Below are 18719 nucleotides of genomic sequence, written 5' to 3' on the forward strand. Positions count from 1 at the left end.
ATCTAGGCAACTCCGAAGAAGGTCTTGGCCTTCCGCACGGCCGCGACCAGTGCGTCGACCTCATCGAGGGTGTTGTAGACGGCGAACGAGGCACGCGCGGTGGCGGCGACACCGAACCTGCGGTGCAGCGGCCAGGCGCAGTGGTGTCCGACCCGGATGGCGACACCCTGGTCGTCGAGGATCTGGCCCACGTCGTGGGCGTGGATCCCGTCGACCACGAACGACACCGCGCCACCGCGATCGACGTTCTCGACCGGCCCGACGATCCGCACACCGTCGATACCGGACAAACCCTCGAGCGCGGCGCCGGTGAGCGCGTGCTCGTGGGCCGCGATCGCGTCCATGCCGAGTTCCTCGAGATAGCGCACCGCGGCGGCCAGCCCGACGACCTGCGAGGTCATCGGCGTGCCCGCCTCGAAGCGCTGCGGCGGCGGCGCGTAGGTGGTCTTCTCCATGGTGACGGTCTCGATCATCGACCCACCGGTGATGAACGGCGGCGTCTCCTCGAGCAGCGCGCGCCGGCCGTACAGTCCGCCCACGCCCATCGGGCCGAGCATCTTGTGACCGGAGAACGCGGCGAAGTCGACACCGAGCTCGTGGAAGTCCACCGCCATGTGCGGCACCGACTGGCAGGCGTCGAGCACGACGAGCGCACCGACAGCCTTCGCCCGGCGGATCAGCTCGTCCACCGGAGCGACGGCACCGGTCACGTTCGACTGATGACTGAACGCGAGAACCTTTGTCGCGGGCGACAGTTCGAGCGAGTCCAGATCGATGCGGCCGTCGTCGGTGATGCCGTACCACGTGAGGGTGGCGCCGGTGCGGCGCGCGAGCTCCTGCCACGGAACGAGATTCGCGTGGTGTTCGAGCTCGGTGATGACGATCTCGTCGCCGGGGCCGACCCTGTAGGGGAACCGGTCGTCACCGAAGGCGTTGGCCACCAGGTTCAGCGACTCGGTCGCGTTCTTGGTGAACACGATCTCGCCGGGATCCGCGCCGACGAAGCGGGCGATATCGGCACGCGCCTGCTCGTAGGAGTCGGTCGCCTCCTCCGCCAGCTGATGCGCACCGCGGTGCACCGCGGAGTTCCGGGTGAGCAAGAACTCGCGCTCGGCGTCCAGCACCTGCAGCGGACGCTGCGAGGTGGCACCGGAATCCAGGTACACCAACGGTTTCCCGTCCCGCACCGTGCGGTGCAGGATCGGGAAGTCGGCCCTGATCCGGGCCACGTCGAGGGCGGGCACCGTAGCGGTCATATCAGGCTCCAGCGGTCGCGGACGTGAAGCGCTCGTACCCGTTCGCGTCGAGTTCGTCGGCCAGCTCGGAGCCACCCTCGGCCACGATCTTGCCGTTGACGAACACATGCACGAAGTCGGGCTTGATGTAGCGCAGGATGCGGGTGTAGTGGGTGATCAGCAGCACGCCGCCGTCCGTACGCTCCTTGTAGCGGTTGACGCCCTCGGAGACGATGCGCAGCGCGTCGACGTCCAGACCGGAGTCGGTCTCGTCGAGGATCGCGATCTTCGGCTTGAGCAGACCCAGCTGCAGGACCTCGTGACGCTTCTTCTCGCCACCGGAGAAGCCCTCGTTCACCGAGCGGTCGGCGAAGGCCGAGTCGATATCGAGCTCCTTCATCGACTCCTTCACCTCCTTGACCCAGGTGCGCAGCTTGGGGGCCTCGCCGCGGACGGCGGTGGCGGCGGTGCGCAGGAAGTTCGACATCGAGACGCCGGGGACCTCGACCGGGTACTGCATGGCCAGGAACAGGCCGGCGCGGGCGCGCTCGTCGACCGACATGTCCAGGACGTTCTCACCGTCGAGGGTGATGGTGCCCTGGGTGACGGTGTACTTCGGGTGGCCCGCGATCACGTAGGACAGCGTGGACTTGCCCGAGCCGTTGGGGCCCATGATGGCGTGCGTCTCGCCCGACTTCACAGTCAGGTCGACGCCGTTGAGGATCTGCTTCGACTCACCCTCGGGGGTGGTGATCTCGGCGTGCAGGTCCTTGATTTCCAAGGTGGTCATCGAATTCGAATCCTTCGTTGCAGTAAGTGGTGTCAGATACCGACAGTGGCGAGCTCGGCCTCGATGGCCGCCTCGAGCCGCTCCCGGACCTCGGGGACCGTGACCTTCTGGATGATCTCGAAGAAGAAGCCACGCACCACCAGGCGGCGGGCGACGTCTTCGGGAATGCCGCGAGCGCGCAGGTAGAACAGCTGCTCGTCGTCGAAACGGCCGGTGGCACTGGCGTGTCCGGCACCGGCGATCTCGCCGGTCTCGATCTCCAGGTTCGGCACCGAGTCGGCGCGCGCGCCGTCGGTGAGCACCAGGTTGCGGTTCGCCTCGTAGGTGTCGGTGCCCTCGGCGGCCGCGCGGATCAGCACATCGCCGATCCAGACCGTGCGAGCGTCGCCCTTGTGCGAGGACGGATCGCCTTGCAGCGCACCCTTGTACAGCACATTGGACTTGCAGTTGGGCTCGGAGTGATCGACCAGCAGACGCTGCTCGAAATGCTGGCCCGCGTCGGCGAAGTACAGACCGAACAGCTCCGCTTCGCCACCGGGACCGGCGTAGCGCACGGTGCCCGACAGCCGAACCAGGTCGCCGCCCAGCGTGGCCGACACGTGGCGCAGGTTCGCGTCACGGCCGAGCTTCAGGTGATGCGCGGTGACGTGCACGGCGTCTTCGTTCCATTCCTGGACCGCGACGACGGTGAGCTTGGCGCTGTCACCGAGCACGAATTCGACGTTCTCGGCGTAGGTTCCGCTGCCGCGCTGGTCGATGACCACGGTGGCGACGGCGAAGTTGTCCAGGCGTACCTGCAGGTGACCGTAGGCGGTCTTGCCCTCACCGGGACCGGTGATGGTGACCGTCACCGGGTCCGACACCTCGGTTTCCGGGCCGACGGTGATCACGGTCGCCTCGGAGAAACCCGAATAGGCCTGAGCGGCGACACGATCGGCGGGGGTACCGGCCTGGCCGAGACGAGAGTCGGTGCGGCCCACCGTTTCCACGGTGACTCCGGCGACCTCGCTCACCTCGACCACTGCCTGACCATCGGCGACGGCGGTGCCGTCGTGCAGGCCGCGCAGCCGACGCAGCGGGGTGAACCGCCACGCCTCGTCGCGACCCGAGGGGATCTCGAACTGGTCGACGTCGAACGAGGTGAAGACCTCGCCCTTGTTGACCGCGGCGCCCGCGCCAGGATTCTGGATCGGCGTCTCGAGCGTCGACATCAGCCCACGGCCCCTTCCATCTGCAGCTCGATGAGCCGGTTCAGTTCCAATGCGTATTCCATCGGCAATTCCTTGGCGATCGGCTCCACGAAGCCACGCACGATCATCGCCATCGCCTCGTCCTCGGTGAGGCCGCGGCTCATCAGGTAGAACAGCTGCTCCTCGGAGACCTTGGAGACGGTCGCCTCGTGACCCATCGTCACGTCGTCCTCGCGGATATCGACGTAGGGGTAGGTGTCGGAGCGGCTGATGGTGTCGACCAGCAGCGCGTCACACTTCACGGTCGACTTGGAACCGTGGGCGCCCTTGTTGATCTGGACCAGACCGCGGTACGACGCGCGACCGCCGCCACGCGCCACCGACTTCGACACGATGGTCGAGGAGGTGTGCGGGGCCAGGTGCAGCATCTTGGCGCCGGTGTCCTGGTGCTGGCCGGGGCCGGCGAACGCGACGGAGAGGACCTCGCCGTGCGCGTGCTCGCCGGTCATCCAGACCGCCGGGTACTTCATGGTGACCTTGGAGCCGATGTTGCCGTCGACCCACTCCATGGTGGCGCCCGCTTCGGCCTTGGCGCGCTTGGTGACCAGGTTGAACACGTTGTTCGACCAGTTCTGGATGGTCGTGTAGCGGCAGCGGCCGCCCTTCTTCACGATGATCTCGACGACCGCGGAGTGCAGCGAGTCGGACTTGTAGATCGGGGCTGTACAACCCTCGACGTAGTGGACGTAGGCGTCCTCGTCGACGATGATCAGCGTCCGTTCGAACTGGCCCATGTTCTCGGTGTTGATCCGGAAGTAGGCCTGCAGCGGGATGTCGACGTGCACGCCCGGCGGCACGTAGATGAACGAGCCACCCGACCACACCGCGGTGTTGAGCGCGGAGAACTTGTTGTCACCGGCGGGGATCACCGAACCGAAGTACTTGTGGAAGATCTCCGGATGCTCCTTCAACGCCGTATCGGTGTCGAGGAAGATGACGCCCTGCTGCTCCAGGTCCTCGCGGATGGAGTGGTAGACGACCTCGGACTCGTACTGCGCGGCGACACCGGAGACCAGACGCTGCTTCTCCGCTTCCGGGATGCCCAGCTTGTCGTAGGTGTTCTTGATGTCCTCGGGCAGGTCTTCCCAGCTCTCGGCCTGCTTCTCGGACGAGCGCACGAAGTACTTGATGTTGTCGAAGTCGATGCCGTCGAGGTTGGAACCCCAGTTCGGCATGGGCTTGCGATCGAAGATGCGCAGCGCCTTGAGGCGCATGTCGAGCATCCACTCCTCTTCGCTCTTCTTGGCCGAGATGTCGCGAACGACAGCCTCCGACAGGCCACGTTGGGCACTGGCGCCTGCCACATCGGAGTCGGACCAGCCGTAGCCGTAGGTGCCCAGCGAGGCGATGGTTTCGTCCTGGGTGAGCGGTTGCACCTGGTCGGTCGAGGTCGTCATTCGGCACTCCTTCCGGAGTCGTTCGTTCGTCCCGCCGCGGGCTGTGCGGCGGATGGGATCTTCGGCACCGCGACCAGCGGTACGTGGGTGGTGCAGGCGCAATCGCCGTTGGCGATCGTCGCAAGTCGCTGCACGTGGGTGCCGAGCAGGTCGCGGAAAGCGTCCAATTCGGCGGCGCACAACTGCGGGAACTCCTCGGCGACGTGGGCCACCGGGCAGTGGTGCTGACAGATCTGCACACCGGCGCCGACCTGACGGGTGGTGGCGGCGAAACCGGCCTCGGCGAACGCTTCCGCGATCTCCTCCACCTTCGCTTCGATCACCGGTGCGGTGTGGTCGGCGACGGGCTCGATGCCGTCGACGATCACGCGAACCCGCTTGCGGGCGAATTCGGCGATCGCGGCGTCGCCACCGATCTCACCGAGCTGACGAATCGCCGCCCCGGCCAGATCGTCGTAGGCGTGACCGAGATTGCCCCGGCCTGCCGCGGTGAGCTGGTACTGCTTGGCCGGCCTGCCGCGCCCCTTCTGCTGCCACGGCGCCGAGCGGCTCGCCCGAGCCTGACCCGCGTCGATGAGCGCGTCGAGGTGCCTGCGCACCCCGGCGGGCGCTAGACCGAGTTCGGTGCCGATCGCCGTCGCGGTGATGGGCCCCTGCTCGAGCAGCAACTGGACGATGGCCGCCCTGGTCTGCCCTTCGTGCGCGGTCGCCGCGGGGACAGCGGACGACCGAGCGCCGGTCGTCTTACGACCGTCACTTTCCACGCCTGTCCGCAAACCCACGGTTTTCACAACACCAGTGTGGCGGAATTACTTCCTTAAATCTAATAAGGGTCACCTGACAAAGGGTGCCCTGACCTGCGATGAAGATCATCGGGGCACTCTCCCGCCCGGCAAAACCCCAGGTGCGGCCCCTACGGACCGATCACCGACGCGTGGTCGGGTGACCCATCGCACAGGTCTTCGACCGCGATCACCCGCTCCGCACCCGGTGCCGGAGAGTGCTTCACCACGCTCTCACGGCGTTGCTCGCCGACGATATTCGCACCACAACGGAAGTGATCGACGGTCCAGGTGCGCTGTGGCGAACGAGGCGGGTTCGGGGCGTGGTCTGGCACGATGGCAGGGTGTCGAACCCGCTCACACCCACGTGTGTCCGTCATCCCGATCGGCCTACCGGACTCGCGTGTACGCGATGCGGGCGGCCCGCCTGTCCTGAATGTCTGCGCCCGGCCGCGGTCGGGCAGCACTGTGTCGACTGCGTGCGGCAGGGGCAGCAGGATGTGCGCCCGGTGCGGACCGTCGGCGGGGCGCGTGCAGGCGCGGCGGTTCCGTATGTGACCTACGGGTTGATCGCGGTCAATGTGTTGGTCTATGTGATCACCGCAGCCCAGGCCGGTAGCCCGATGGACAACTATCGCGGGTCGTCGGTGTTCCGCGAGTTCGTCCTGGTGCCGCTGTTGGTCGCCGACGGCGAGTGGTGGCGACTGCTCGGGTCGGGGTTCCTGCACTACGGCGCGATCCATCTGCTGGTCAATATGTTCGCGCTCTACGTCGTGGGGCGCGACCTCGAGCAGGTACTCGGCCGGGTCAGGTTCGGGTGCGTCTACCTGGTCTCGCTGCTGGGCGGATCGGCCGCGGTGATGGCGCTGTCGGACTCGGTGACGGCGACCGCGGGCGCCTCCGGTGCGGTGTACGGCCTGTTCGGCGCCGTCACCGTGACGCTGATCCGGTTGCGCCAGAGCCCGACTCCGATGTTGGTGGTCATCGGCGTGAATGTGCTGATCAGCTTCTCGATCCCGGGGATCTCGCTGTGGGGTCACCTGGGCGGTCTGGCCGCGGGCACATTGAGCGCGCTCGGCATCCTGTTCGTACCCGGCTGGCTGTCGGCCCGCGATCAGCGGTCCGCGCAGCGCATCGGCTGGGCGGCGCTCGGCGCGGTCGTGGTGGTCTGCGTGGCCGTGATCATCGCCTCGGTGCTCTCGCTGCGCTCGCAGCCGGTGTTCGAGGGACCACCGGCCGTGACCGCGCCGACCCCCGTCCAAGCGCCCAGGTAATTCGGTGCGACCCCGCGCGAGACGACTGTCGGACGCGCCCGCCCCCGTGCCCACTAGGCTCTGAGCTCGTGGCAGTACTGGAGGGCGCGGCGCGCAAGACACTGGCGTTCGGGCGTAGAGCCCTCGGGCTCGACGTGTCGGCGCCCGATCACACCGTCGCGGTGCTGCATCGCGACGAGACCGAGGTCCCCGGGCTCGACAAGCGCGAACGCGCGCAACTGGACCGGATCCGGCTGATGGGCGCGACCGGCGCGGTGCTCATGGCGATCGCGGCGCTCGGCATCGGTGCCCAACCGGTGCATCAGAATCCGGTCTCGGGCGTTCGCGTCCTCGGCATCTTCGCGCGCGCACACACCGGCTCACTGGCGATGTGCATGTTCGGCACCGCGCTGGTGATCGGAGCGTGGCTGCTGTTGGGGCGCTTCGCCATCGGCGGGCTCGCCGGTTCGCCACTGCACCGCCTGAGCCGCTCGCAGCTGGATCGCACGCTGCTGCTGTGGATCATTCCGCTGTCCGTGGCGCCGCCTATGTTCAGCAACGACGTCTATTCCTATCTGGCACAGAGCGAGATCGCCGCGCGCGGCATCGACCCCTATTCCGAGGGCCCGGTCGCCGGGCTCGGGATCGACAATGTGCTGACCAACAACGTGCCGACGATCTGGCGTGATACGCCCGCGCCGTACGGTCCGCTGTTCCTGTGGATCGGGCGCGGTATCGCGGAGCTGACCGGGGACAACATCATCGCCGGGGTGTGGGTGCACCGGCTGCTGGCGCTGGCCGGTGTGGCGCTGATCGTGTGGGCGCTGCCGCGGTTGTCGGTGCGCTGCGGGGTCGCGCCGGTGAGTGCGCTGTGGCTCGGCGCGGCCAATCCGCTGGTGCTGTTCCACCTGGTCGGCGGCGTGCACAACGACGCGCTCATGCTCGGCCTGATGCTGGCCGGTGTGGAGCTCATGCTCCGCGCGGTCTACGGCGAGGGCGGCAGACCCGACCGGCTGACGGCCACGAATCTGCCCCCGTTCGATGCCCGCGCCTACGGGCTGCTGATCGGTGGCGCGGTGGTGATCACGCTGTCGTCGTCGATCAAACTCACCTCCATCATCGCGCTCGGGTTCGTCGGGATGGCACTGGCCAGACGCTGGGGCGGCTCGTTCGTCGCCATCGTGAAGGCCGCCGCGCTGCTGGGCGTCATCGCCGTGGCGACAACGCTTTTCATCGGATTCGCCAGTGGTCTCGGCTTCGGCTGGGTCCACACCCTCAGCGTCGCCAACGCCGTCCGGAGTTGGATGTCGCTGCCGACCATCATCGGAATCGTCACCGGATTCGGCGGCGTACTGCTCGGCCTCGGCGATCACACCACCGCACTGCTCTCGATCACCCGCCCGATCGCGGGCTTGGTCGCGGTCTTCGTGACCGTCCGCATGCTCGTCGCCACCAGCATGGGCAGGCTGCATCCGGTCGGGGCGATGGGCGTCTCGCTCGCGGCGATCGTGCTGCTGTTTCCGGTGGTCCAGCCCTGGTATCTGCTCTGGGCCATCGTGCCGCTGGCCGCGTGGGCCACCCAGCCGGTGTTCCGCGTGCCCGCTGTCGCGTTCTCGGCGGTGGTCTCGATGTTGGTGATGCCGCGTGGCGCGGAATTCCAGGTCTTCCAGATCATCGGCGCCGCGCTCGCCGCCGTCGTGTGCTTCGCGCTGTTCTTCGCGCTCACCCGGCACACGCTGCCATGGCGGGCGCAGGCGGGGGTGTCGGCTCCGTCACAGGAGGGCACGGCTTACCGTGTGACAACGTGAGGGAGCGCAGCGAGCGAACCAAGGGCACAGCACCTTTTGGCGCGACGGAGCCGAGCGTCAGCGAGGCGCAGTCGTGACAAGTCGCCCTGGACCCGCCGTTAGCGTCGACGGTGTGGTCAAGCGCTACGGCGAGACCACCGCAGTAGACGGTCTCCGGTTCGACGTGGAGCCCGCCCAGGTGTTCGCTCTGCTCGGCCCCAACGGCGCGGGCAAGACCACCACCGTCGAGATGTGCGAAGGCTTCGTGCGCCCGGACGCGGGCACGGTGCGCGTCCTCGGCCTCGACCCGATCGCCGACTCCGAGCAGTTGCGTCCGCGCATCGGCGTGATGCTCCAGGGCGGCGGCGCCTATCCCGGCGCCCGCGCCGGGGAGATGCTCGATCTGGTCGCGGCCTACTCGGCCGATCCCATCGATCCCGATTGGCTGCTGTCGACACTGGGACTGCAGGACAATCGCCGCACCCCCTATCGACGTCTGTCGGGTGGTCAGCAACAGCGGCTCGCACTCGCTTGCGCGCTGGTCGGCAGGCCCGAGATCGTCTTCCTCGACGAACCCACCGCCGGTCTGGACGCCCAGGCCAGGCTGATCGTCTGGGAACTGATCGACGCCCTGCGCCGCGACGGAGTGAGCGTCGTGCTCACCACACACATGATGGACGAGGCCGAACAGCTCGCCGATCAGCTCGTCATCATCGATCACGGGCAGATCGTCGCCCAGGGCACTCCAGCCGAGGTCACCGCTCATGGCGCGGCAGGCCAGCTGAGGTTCTGCGCCCCACCGAAACTCGACCTGAACTTGCTGACATCGGCTCTCCCCGAAGGCTTTTCGCCGCGAGAGACGACGCCGGGCACCTATCTCGTCGAGGGCGAGATCAACCCGCAGGTGCTGGCCACGGTCACCGCGTGGTGCGCCAGGATGGACGTGCTGGCCACCGACATCCGCATCGACCAGCGTCGCCTCGAAGACGTCTTCCTCGAACTGACCGGACGGGACCTGCGCGGATGAGCGAGACCACCAGCCGTTTCCGGCCCGGCACCTTCACGCCCGACCCGCGTCCCGCCACGCGGGCGGCGATGCTCACGGCACAGACCGGGCTCGAGCTGAAACTGTTGTTGCGCAACGGCGAACAGCTACTGCTCACCATGTTCATCCCGATCACCCTGCTCATCGGGCTCACCCTGCTGCCGTTCGGCGACCTCGGCGAGCACCGGGTCGACCGGATAGTGCCGATGGTGATGATGACCGCGGTGATGTCGACCGCGTTCACCGGCCAGGCCATCGCCGTCGGCTTCGACCGCCGCTACGGCGCCCTCAAACGGCTCGGCGCGACACCGCTGCCCCGCTGGGGCGTGATCGCCGGCAAATGCGCGGCCGTGCTGATCGTGGTGGTGCTGCAGGCGATACTGCTCGGCGCGATCGGCATCGCGCTGGGATGGCGGCCCGGTATCGGCGGACTCGCCCTCGGCGCGCTGGTGATCGCCCTCGGCACGGCCACCTTCGCGGCGATGGGACTGCTGCTCGGCGGGACGCTCAAGGCCGAGGTCGTGCTCGCGCTGGCCAATATCCTGTGGTTCATCATGCTCGGCATCGCCAGCCTGGTCCTCGTGGGCGACACCCTGCCCACCGCGCTGACCGTGATCGCGCGGCTCATCCCGTCCGGTGCGCTGGCTTTCGCGCTGGACACGGCCTTGACGGGGTCGATCGACTGGTTCGGGGTGGCGGTGCTCGCGGTGTGGGGCGTGGTGTGCGGGTGGCTCGCGACCCGGCTCTTCCGGTTCCACTGACGTGACCAACGACGCACTGTAGTAGCCCTGGTATCAGCGCCGAATTCTCGGCCGGTACCATTCCTGACGTGCTGTATCGCGCCTTCATTGGCCTCGTCGACCGGCTACCGCTCCCCTCGCTGCGGGTGCAGCGGCTCATCGCCGTCGCGGTGATCCTGAGCCAGGCGGGCATCTCGGTGACCGGCGCCATCGTGCGCGTCACCGCCTCCGGCCTCGGCTGCCCGACCTGGCCGCAGTGCTTCCCCGGCAGCTTCACCCCCATCGGGGTGTCGGAAGTGCCGGTCCTGCACCAGACCGTGGAGTTCGGCAACCGGTTGCTCACGTTCGCGGTGACGCTGTGCGCCGCGCTGATCGTGCTGGCCGTCGTCCGGGCGCGCAGGCGCAAGGAAGTTCTGGTCTACGCCTGGTTGATGCCCGGCGGCACCGTCGTGCAGGCCGTGATCGGCGGAATCACCGTGCGCACCGGCCTGCTGTGGTGGACCGTGGCGGTGCACCTGCTCGCCTCGATGGCGATGGTGTGGCTCGCGGTGGTGCTGTACGCCAAGATCAGCGAACCCGACGACGGCATCGAGACCGTCCAGGTGCCCGCTCCCCTGCGTTGGCTCACCGCGCTGTCCGGCGTGGCGCTCGCGGGTGTGCTCATCGCGGGCACGCTGGTCACCGCGGCCGGACCGCATGCCGGCGACAAGAGCATCGACCGACAGGTCGAGCGACTGGAAGTCGAGATCGTCACGCTGGTGCACCTGCACTCGCAGCTGCTGATCGGCTACCTCGCGCTGCTGATCGGGCTCGCCTTCGGCCTGTACGCCGTCGGGATGTCGGCGGCCATCCGCAAGCGGTTGTTCGTGCTGCTCGGGCTGGTGCTGGCGCAGGCACTCGTCGGCATCGTCCAGTACTTCACCGATGTGCCCGCCGCGCTCGTCGCCATCCACGTCGGTGGGGCCGCGGCCTGCACCGCGGCGACCGCCGCACTGTGGGCGTCACTGCGTACGCGCGAGAAGATCGACGCGCCTGCCTTGTCGCAGACTTCCCCGCGCTGACATCCGACCACCTCGAACAGCGAAAAAGCCCGCGTCGCAGTGCGATTCGCGGGCTTTTCTCGTCAGTGGCCGTCAGGCGCCGGCGAGCAACTTCCAGTTACGCGCCTTCGGGAACTTGGTCTGACGGGCGACCCAGCCGGCCATCTTGGCCCAGTGCGTCGGGGCGGGAGTGACGATCGAGCCGAGCTCACGGCTCCACTCGTCGGTCTCGGCGAGGCCGTCGACGCGCTCGACGAGCGCCTTCGCGATCGCCATATCGCCGACCACCCGGTCGCCGAGGATGCCGTCGGCGCCGACCAGGGTGATCCGCACGCCCTGCTTGCCGATGTACTGCAGCACGGCCGTTCCCGAACCACCGTGCTGGGCGAGGAACTTCACGATGGACTTCTCGACCTCGGCCGGCACCTTCACGGCCTCGGGGGCGGCGGTTGTACTCATGGCGGTGAGTTTACCGGCAGGTAGTTTCCAGTCCAGCCCCGAGTGGTCCGGAACACGGGGTGTAGAAAGGGGACTCATGCGCGCGATTCAGGTTTCCGAGCACGGTGGTCCCGAGGTCCTGCGGTACGTCGAGGTGCCGGACCCGCAGGCCGGGCCGGGTCAGCTACTGGTCGAGACCCAGGGCGTCGGCGTCAACTACATCGACATCTACTTCCGCACCGGCCAGTACCCGCAGGCGACGCCCTACCTTCCCGGCTCCGAGGGCACGGGCATCGTGGTGGCGATCGGCTCGGACGTCACCGAGTTCGCCGTCGGCGACCGAGTCGCCTGGGCGTCTGCGCCCGGCAGCTACGCGGACCTGGTCACCGTCGACGAGGCCGTCGCGGTGAAGGTGCCCGACGACGTCGAACCCGCCGTCGCGGCCGCTGCCCTCCTGCAGGGCATGACCGCCCACTACCTGACCGAATCGGTGTTCTCCCCCGAACCCGGCGACCCGGTACTCGTCCACGCGGGCGCGGGCGGCGTCGGCCTGCTGCTCACCCAGATGGCCGTCGCGAAGGGCGCCAGGGTCATCACCACGGTCTCCACCGACGCCAAGGAAAAGCTCTCACGCGAAGCGGGCGCCACCGAGGTCCTGCGCTACGACGACGACCTCGCCGCCCGCGTGCGCGACCTCACCGACGGCATCGGCGTCGCCGCGGTCTACGACGGCGTCGGCGCCAGCACGTTCGAAGCCAGCCTCGCCTCGCTCCGCGTCCGGGGCACCCTCGCCCTGTTCGGCGCAGCCAGTGGCGCGGTCCCGCCCTTCGACCCCCAGCGCCTCAACCCCGCCGGTTCCCTCTGGCTCACCCGCCCGTCGCTGGGCGCCTACACCCGTGATCGCACCGAATTCCTCTGGCGCGCGACCGATGTCTTCGACTGGATCGCCGCGGGAACCCTGAACCTCCGCATCGGCGCCACCTATCCGTTGGCCGATGCCGCCCAGGCGCACCGCGACCTGGCCGACCGCAAGACCACCGGCTCGATCGTACTGCTGCCCTAGCCGACGCCGGCCGGGCACTGCGGTGTCCGGCCCTGCGCTCGGTTCAGTAGTCGCGGCCCGTGAGGCCGCGGTACACGAAGCGGGTGATCGACTCGATCGCCTCCTCGTCGTCGAGGGTCACCGAACCGTCCTCGACCATGCGCAACATCCCGTCGACCGCCGCGAACATCATGGCCAGGCTGGCGTCGACCGTTCCCGGTAGGCGTAGTCCGCGTTCCGGGAAGTCCGCCACGTGATCGGCGATGTCGGCGCGCTGCTCCGCGCCGAACCCGGCGATGATCCGGGCGAAGTCCGGGCTGACCAGCGCCGCCTGCCCGATCGCGCGCAGGACCGAGGCGTGTTCGCGGGCGAAGGTCCAGTAGCCGCGCACGTGGTATCGCACTGCCGCCGGATCGGTGAAGTCGCCGTTGTGCTCGGGATCGGCCGCGCGCTCGTCGCTCGCGACGGCCATATCGCGCAGAAGCGCTTGCAGCAGTTCCTCTTTGCTCGCGAAGTGGTTGTAGAACGAGCCCGCGGCGCGGCCCGCGGCGGTGGTGATGTCGGTGATCTTCGCGTTCAGGTAGCCGTGTTCGGCGAAGACCTGCCGGGCGGCGTCCTTGAGCGCCTGCTCGGTTTCCGCGGATTTCTCGCGCCTGCTGCCCGCCACCGGACATCACCTCCTTGACAAGCACGGTACCAACACTGAAACTGAATTCATATTCACTGAATGTCAGTTCAGTTCTTGTTCAGGAGGTATTTCCCATGTCAGAACAGGTACTCGTCGCCGGTGCGGGCCCGACCGGTCTCACCCTCGCCATCGACCTCGCTCGGCGCGGCGTGGACGTCCGGATCGTCGACCGGGCCGCTTCGCCGTTCCAGGGATCGCGCGGGGACGGCCTGCAACCGCGCACCCTGGAGGTCTTCGACGATCTCGGCGTCATCGACGCGGTGCTGGCGGCCGGGCGCGAGCTCCCGGTGATGCGCGCCTACTTCGCGGGAGCCTTCGTCGGCGAGCGCCGCATGGCCGAACCGGTCGAGCCGACACCGGACGTGCCGTATCCGAATGCCTGGGTGCTCGGCCAGTCCGACACCGAGGCGATCCTGCGGGCACGGCTCGCCGAGCTCGGGGTGACGGTCGAATTCAGCACGGCGCTAGTCGATTTCACCCAGGACGACACCGGTGTCACGGCGACACTGCACCGCGACGGCGCACCGGAGACGGTGCGCGCGAGCTACCTGGTCGGTGCCGACGGTGGCGCGAGCGCGGTGCGCAAGCGCCTCGGGATCGTGTTCGACGGCAGCACCGACGACTCGATCAAGATGCTGCTCGGCGATGTCCGCGCCGACGCCCTCGATCACGAGTACGGCTACTGGTTCGCCGCCGCGGCCGACCAGCCGATGACCGGCTTCGCCCTGTCTCCGCTACCGGGCGCCCGGCGCTTCCAGTTCGCCGCCCCGCTGGCCGACGACCGCTCCCCCGATCTGGCCACACTGCAGGATCTCGCCGACCGCCACGGCCCCGAGGCAGGTCTGGTGCTGAGCGATCTGTCCTGGATCACGGTGTGGCGTCCCAACATTCGACTCGCGCGACGATTCCGCGACGGCCGGGTGCTCCTCGCGGGCGATGCCGCCCACGTCCACCCGCCCACCGGCGGCCAGGGCTTGAACACCGGGGTCCAGGATGCTTACAACCTGGGCTGGAAACTGGCCGCCGCGCTCGGCGGCGACCCCGCCCCGCTCGACACCTACGAATCCGAACGTCGCACGGTCGCGGCCCGAATCCTCGGCCTGAGCACTGAACTCCTCGACAAACTCGTCGACGGCGACGAGGACGCGATGCGGCGCGGCCCCGAAACCCGCCAGCTCGGCATCACCTATCGCTCCCCCACCGAGCACGGCCCTCTCGTCGCGGGCGACCGAGCACCGGACGCCCCACTACACGACGAGTCCGGCCGACCGATCCGCCTGTTCGACCTCTTCCGTGGCCCGCATGCCACCCTGTTGCGTTTCGCCCCGACGCCCGGGCCCGCTGCGACGGACGCCGCATCCCTCGATGATCCCGACATCCACACCGTCGAGATCCACCGGTTCGACGCCCCCGGCGACCGATCATCCGACCCCGACCGCCCCACGTTCACGACACTCGTCGACACCGACGGCCACGCCTTCACCGCCTACGCGGCCACCTCCGGCACCGCCGTCCTGATCCGACCCGACGGCCACCTCGCACATCGCTGGTGACGTTCACCCGACACTGCCCTTGACCCGACGAGCGTGACCGGGTCCGGAAACGACAGTGGCCGGGCATCGCTGCCCGGCCACTGTCGCGAAAGAATGTCCTACAGCCCGACGAGGCTGCCCACCGTGTCCCACCCGAGCACCGAGTCGACGGCCAGGCCACAGAACACCACCGCCAGGTAGTTGTTCGACTGCAGGAACAACTTCAGCGGCTTCACCGACTCGCCACGGCGCACCCCGGAGTAGAGCTGGTGCGCCATCAGCAGGAACCAGGCACCGGCCACCAGCGCGACCGCCGCGTAGATCACACCCGTCGCGGGCACCAACGCCATCGTCGCCAGCACCGTCAACCAGGTGTAGATGACGATCTGCTTGGTCACCACCTGCTCGGTGGCGACCACCGGCAGCATCGGCACACCGGCCGCGCGGTAGTCCTCCTTGTAGCGCATGGCCAGCGCCCAGGTGTGCGGCGGCGTCCAGAAGAAGATCACCGCGAACAGCACCAGTGCGGGCCAGCCGATATCGCCGGTCACCGCGGACCAGCCGACCAGAGCGGGCATGCACCCGGCCGCGCCGCCCCACACCACATTCTGCGAGGTCCGGCGCTTGAGGCCCTTGGTATAGACGAAAACGTAGAACAGGATCGTCGCGACGACGAGCGCGCCGCTGAGCAGGTTGGCCTGCCACCACAGCCAGGCGAAGGAGATCGCGCCGAGCGCGACGCCGAACACGAGCGCGTGCGAGGTGGGCACCGCATCGCGGGCCAGTGGCCGCCGCGCGGTCCGCTTCATCACCTTGTCGATGTCGGCGTCGGCGACACAGTTGAGGGTGTTGGCACTGGCCGCGCCCATCCAGCCACCGAACAGGGTGACCAGGATGAGCCGGATGTCGACGGTGCCGCGGTCGGCCAACAGCATCGTCGGAATGGTCGCGACGAGCAGCAGCTCGATGACGCGTGGCTTGGTGAGCGCGATATAGGCAAGGGGCTTGCGCACGATTCGCGCGGCCAGACTGTCGCCCGCGAGGCGGTCGGCCAGGGCCGTCGACGAAGTTCCGTGCGCACCGCTACTACCCGGCTCGTGACCGATCCGCACTGTTTCTCCTCGCACGCTGTGCTTCGCTTCGCATCCGGTAATGGAACGAGCAGCGCGCGGCTGCGGCGCGGCCACTACTACAGAGGATGGTAGACCCACTCACCTGCCGCTCCGCGCCAGACCCCCGCCACCGTGGGCGCGGTCACTACTCGTCGCGACCGCGTATCCCGGGCCCACGCGGCGGTGAACCCGTATCGACGCGCAGGTGAACGGCACCGCGACGAGCCTCGCGTGCGTCGCGGCGACGGTCGACACCGCACACCGCCGGTATGCGGCGATCCGCACTAGACTCACTGCCAGGGTTCGCGCCGATCCGGTGTCACAGCACCACTAGGGTATTCCTGTACATCGGTACGCACCCCGGCCGCGTGCGACCCGCTTCGATCATCATCGCCGCAGCCAAGCTATCGCCGTCGACGAAACCTAGGTCAGGAGAACCACGGTCGTGCCAGTCACAGACGACATTCGCGCCCTCACTCAGCGGAACTACCCCAGCGACTGGACGGACATCGACACCAAGGCCGTCGACACCGCCCGGGTACTCGCTGCCGACGCCGTGCAGAAGGCGGGCAACGGGCACCCCGGCACCGCGATGAGCCTCGCGCCGGTCGCCTACACCCTCTTCCAGCGCACGATGCGCCACAACCCCGCGGACCCGAGCTGGGTCGGTCGCGACCGGTTCGTGCTGTCCTGTGGGCATTCCAGCCTCACCCTCTACATCGAGCTCTACCTGGCCGGTTTCGGCCTGGAGCTGACCGATCTCGAGCAGCTGCGCCAGTGGGGCTCGCTCACCCCGGGTCACCCCGAGTTCCGCCACACCGACGGCGTCGAGATCACCACCGGCCCGCTGGGTCAGGGTCTGGCTTCCGCGGTCGGCATGGCGATGGCCGCGCGACGTGAGCGCGGGCTGTTCGATCCGAACGCCGCCGAGGGCGCCAGCCCGTTCGATCACTTCATCTACACGATCGCCTCCGACGGCGACCTGCAGGAGGGCGTCACCGCCGAGGCCTCCTCGATCGCGGGCACCCAGCAGCTGGGCAACCTCGTGGTGATCTACGACGACAACGAGATCTCCATCGAGGACGACACCGACATCGCCTTCACCGAAGACGTGGCCAAGCGCTACGAGGCCTACGGCTGGCAGGTGCAGATCGTCGAAGGCGGCGAAGACGTGGTGGCCATCGAGAAGGCCCTGGACGCGGCCAAGGCCGAGACGTCCAAGCCCTCGATCATCATCCTGCGCACCATCATCGGCTTCCCGGCCCCGAACAAGATGAACACCGGCGGCGCGCACGGCGCCGCGCTCGGCCCCGACGAGGTCGCCGCGGTGAAGAAGGCGCTCGGCTTCGACCCGGAGAAGTCCTTCCAGGTCGACCCGGCCGTCATCGAGCACACCCGCAAGGCACTGGCCCGCGGCGCGCAGGCACAGGCGCAGTGGCAGCAGGGCTTCGACGAGTGGGCCGAGGCCAACCCGTCGAACAAGGCGCTGTTCGATCGCCTGCAGACCCGCACCCTGCCCAAGGGCTGGACCGAGGCGCTGCCGAGCTTCGAGGTCGACCCCAAGGGCATGGCCACCCGCAAGGCATCGGGCAAGTTCCTCGCCGCGGTCGCCGACGAGCTGCCCGAGCTGTGGGGCGGTTCGGCCGACCTGGCCGAATCCAACAACACCACGATGCCCGGCCAGCCGAGCTTCGGCCCCGAGTCGATCTCCACCGGTGCGTGGAAGGCCAACCCGTACGGGCGCACCCTGCACTTCGGTATCCGTGAGCACGCGATGGGCTCGATCCTCAACGGCATCGCGCTGCACGGCCCCACCCGCCCCTACGGCGGCACCTTCCTGGTGTTCAGCGACTACATGCGCCCGGCCGTCCGCCTGGCCGCGCTGATGCGGGTGCCCGCGATCTACGTGTGGACCCACGATTCCATCGGCCTCGGCGAGGACGGCCCGACCCATCAGCCGGTCGAGCACCTGGCCGCGCTGCGCGCGATCCCCGGCCTCAATGTCGTGCGCCCTGGCGATGCCAACGAGACCGTCCACGCCTGGCGCACGATCCTCGAGCGTGACTCCGACGAGCACACCTCGCACTTCCCGGTGTACGAGTCGCCGCAGCAGGACGGCCCGTCCGCACTGGCGCTGACCCGCCAGGACGTTCCCACCCTGGAGGGCACCAGCTACGAGGGTGTCAAGAAGGGCGGCTACGTGCTGGCCGAGGCATCCACCGGCACCCCGGAAGTGATCCTCATCAGCACCGGCTCCGAGGTCCACCTCGCGGTCGCCGCGCGCACTACCCTGGAGGAGCAGGGCATCCCGACCCGTGTGGTCTCGATGCCGTGTGTGGAGTGGTTCGACGTGCAGGATCAGGGATACCGCGACGAAGTGCTGCCCCCGTCGGTGCGGGCAAGGGTCGCGGTCGAAGCCGGTATCGCGATGCCGTGGTACCGATTCGTCGGTGACGCGGGCGAAATCGTGTCCATCGATCACTTCGGCGCGTCGGCCGACTACAAGACTCTGTACCGCGAATTCGGTATCACCCCCGATGCCGTCGTCCGCGCGGCACTGCGTTCCACCGACAAGGTGAAGGGGTAAG

At 68.3% G+C, this 18719-nt stretch carries 17 protein-coding genes; 8 read left to right on the forward strand and 9 right to left on the reverse strand.

The window, feature by feature from the left end; genetic code table 11:
* Positions 1-2: 2 nt before the first annotated feature.
* The 6 genes from ASD42_RS04190 to ASD42_RS34245 form a co-directional block, all read right to left on the reverse strand.
* The gene (locus ASD42_RS04190) at positions 3-1256 is read right to left on the reverse strand and encodes a cysteine desulfurase (RefSeq protein ID WP_056810388.1); all 1254 of its coding nucleotides are present in this window, start codon (positions 1254-1256) and stop codon (positions 3-5) included.
* Position 1257: 1 nt separating this feature from the next.
* Positions 1258-2025: a Fe-S cluster assembly ATPase SufC gene (gene sufC, locus ASD42_RS04195; protein ID WP_056810390.1), complete on the reverse strand. Its 768-nt coding sequence runs from the start codon at positions 2023-2025 to the stop codon at positions 1258-1260.
* 32 nt (positions 2026-2057) lie between these two features.
* Positions 2058-3236, reverse strand: coding sequence for a Fe-S cluster assembly protein SufD (gene sufD, locus ASD42_RS04200; RefSeq protein WP_056810393.1), 1179 nt, complete (start codon positions 3234-3236; stop codon positions 2058-2060).
* Positions 3236-4672 carry a Fe-S cluster assembly protein SufB gene (gene sufB / locus ASD42_RS04205; RefSeq protein WP_056810396.1) on the reverse strand — a complete coding sequence of 479 codons (1437 nt, stop codon included), beginning with the start codon at positions 4670-4672 and terminating at the stop codon, positions 3236-3238. Before sufB ends, sufD begins: the two co-directional genes overlap by 1 nt.
* On the reverse strand, positions 4669-5463 hold the full coding sequence (locus ASD42_RS04210) for a helix-turn-helix transcriptional regulator (protein ID WP_056810398.1): 795 nt from the start codon (positions 5461-5463) through the stop codon (positions 4669-4671). Before ASD42_RS04210 ends, sufB begins: the two co-directional genes overlap by 4 nt.
* Before the next feature lie 122 nt (positions 5464-5585).
* Complete coding sequence (locus ASD42_RS34245) at positions 5586-5789, reverse strand: hypothetical protein (protein WP_156677381.1); 204 nt, start codon at positions 5787-5789, stop codon at positions 5586-5588.
* Here ASD42_RS34245 and ASD42_RS04215 point away from each other — a divergent pair.
* The 5 genes from ASD42_RS04215 (at position 5778) to ASD42_RS04235 (ending at position 11340) form a co-directional block, all read left to right on the forward strand.
* Positions 5778-6728 (forward strand): rhomboid family intramembrane serine protease, encoded by a 951-nt coding sequence (locus tag ASD42_RS04215; protein ID WP_056815387.1) that lies wholly within the window; start codon positions 5778-5780, stop codon positions 6726-6728. The two genes, ASD42_RS34245 and ASD42_RS04215, sit on opposite strands and share 12 nt — an antisense overlap.
* Before the next feature lie 68 nt (positions 6729-6796).
* Entirely contained in the window at positions 6797-8515 is a 1719-nt protein-coding gene (gene mptB, locus ASD42_RS04220; RefSeq protein WP_056810399.1) for a polyprenol phosphomannose-dependent alpha 1,6 mannosyltransferase MptB, read from the forward strand.
* 73 nt (positions 8516-8588) lie between these two features.
* Positions 8589-9521, forward strand: coding sequence for an ABC transporter ATP-binding protein (locus ASD42_RS04225; protein ID WP_056810401.1), 933 nt, complete (start codon positions 8589-8591; stop codon positions 9519-9521).
* The gene (locus tag ASD42_RS04230) at positions 9518-10300 is read left to right on the forward strand and encodes an ABC transporter permease (protein WP_056810403.1); all 783 of its coding nucleotides are present in this window, start codon (positions 9518-9520) and stop codon (positions 10298-10300) included. Before ASD42_RS04225 ends, ASD42_RS04230 begins: the two co-directional genes overlap by 4 nt.
* A 68-nt stretch (positions 10301-10368) precedes the next feature.
* On the forward strand, positions 10369-11340 hold the full coding sequence (locus ASD42_RS04235; protein ID WP_056810406.1) for a COX15/CtaA family protein: 972 nt from the start codon (positions 10369-10371) through the stop codon (positions 11338-11340).
* Between the two features lie 72 nt (positions 11341-11412).
* Here ASD42_RS04235 and ASD42_RS04240 read toward each other — a convergent pair whose 3' ends face one another.
* Positions 11413-11778 (reverse strand): hypothetical protein, encoded by a 366-nt coding sequence (locus ASD42_RS04240; protein WP_056810410.1) that lies wholly within the window; start codon positions 11776-11778, stop codon positions 11413-11415.
* Between the two features lie 76 nt (positions 11779-11854).
* Here ASD42_RS04240 and ASD42_RS04245 point away from each other — a divergent pair, with 76 nt between their 5' ends.
* Positions 11855-12820, forward strand: coding sequence for a quinone oxidoreductase family protein (locus ASD42_RS04245; RefSeq protein ID WP_056810413.1), 966 nt, complete (start codon positions 11855-11857; stop codon positions 12818-12820).
* 43 nt (positions 12821-12863) lie between these two features.
* On the opposite strand, the gene ASD42_RS04250 is transcribed toward ASD42_RS04245, so the two are convergent.
* Complete coding sequence (locus ASD42_RS04250; protein WP_056810415.1) at positions 12864-13466, reverse strand: TetR/AcrR family transcriptional regulator; 603 nt, start codon at positions 13464-13466, stop codon at positions 12864-12866.
* A 95-nt stretch (positions 13467-13561) separates the two neighbouring features.
* On the opposite strand from ASD42_RS04250, the gene ASD42_RS04255 reads away from it, so the two are divergent.
* Positions 13562-15040: an FAD-dependent monooxygenase gene (locus ASD42_RS04255; RefSeq protein WP_056810417.1), complete on the forward strand. Its 1479-nt coding sequence runs from the start codon at positions 13562-13564 to the stop codon at positions 15038-15040.
* 98 nt (positions 15041-15138) lie between these two features.
* Here the strand turns inward: ASD42_RS04255 and ASD42_RS04260 are convergent, their stop codons facing one another.
* A complete protein-coding gene (locus ASD42_RS04260; protein WP_235569431.1) occupies positions 15139-16074 on the reverse strand; it encodes a heme o synthase in 936 nt (311 codons plus the stop codon).
* Between the two features lie 502 nt (positions 16075-16576).
* On the opposite strand from ASD42_RS04260, the gene tkt reads away from it, so the two are divergent.
* Positions 16577-18718 (forward strand): transketolase, encoded by a 2142-nt coding sequence (tkt, locus tag ASD42_RS04265; protein ID WP_056810422.1) that lies wholly within the window; start codon positions 16577-16579, stop codon positions 18716-18718.
* The last annotated feature ends 1 nt before the right edge of the window (position 18719 follow it).

It is taken from the genome of Nocardia sp. Root136 (assembly GCF_001427185.1).
GTDB classification, from domain to species: Bacteria; Actinomycetota; Actinomycetes; order Mycobacteriales; family Mycobacteriaceae; genus Nocardia; species Nocardia salmonicida.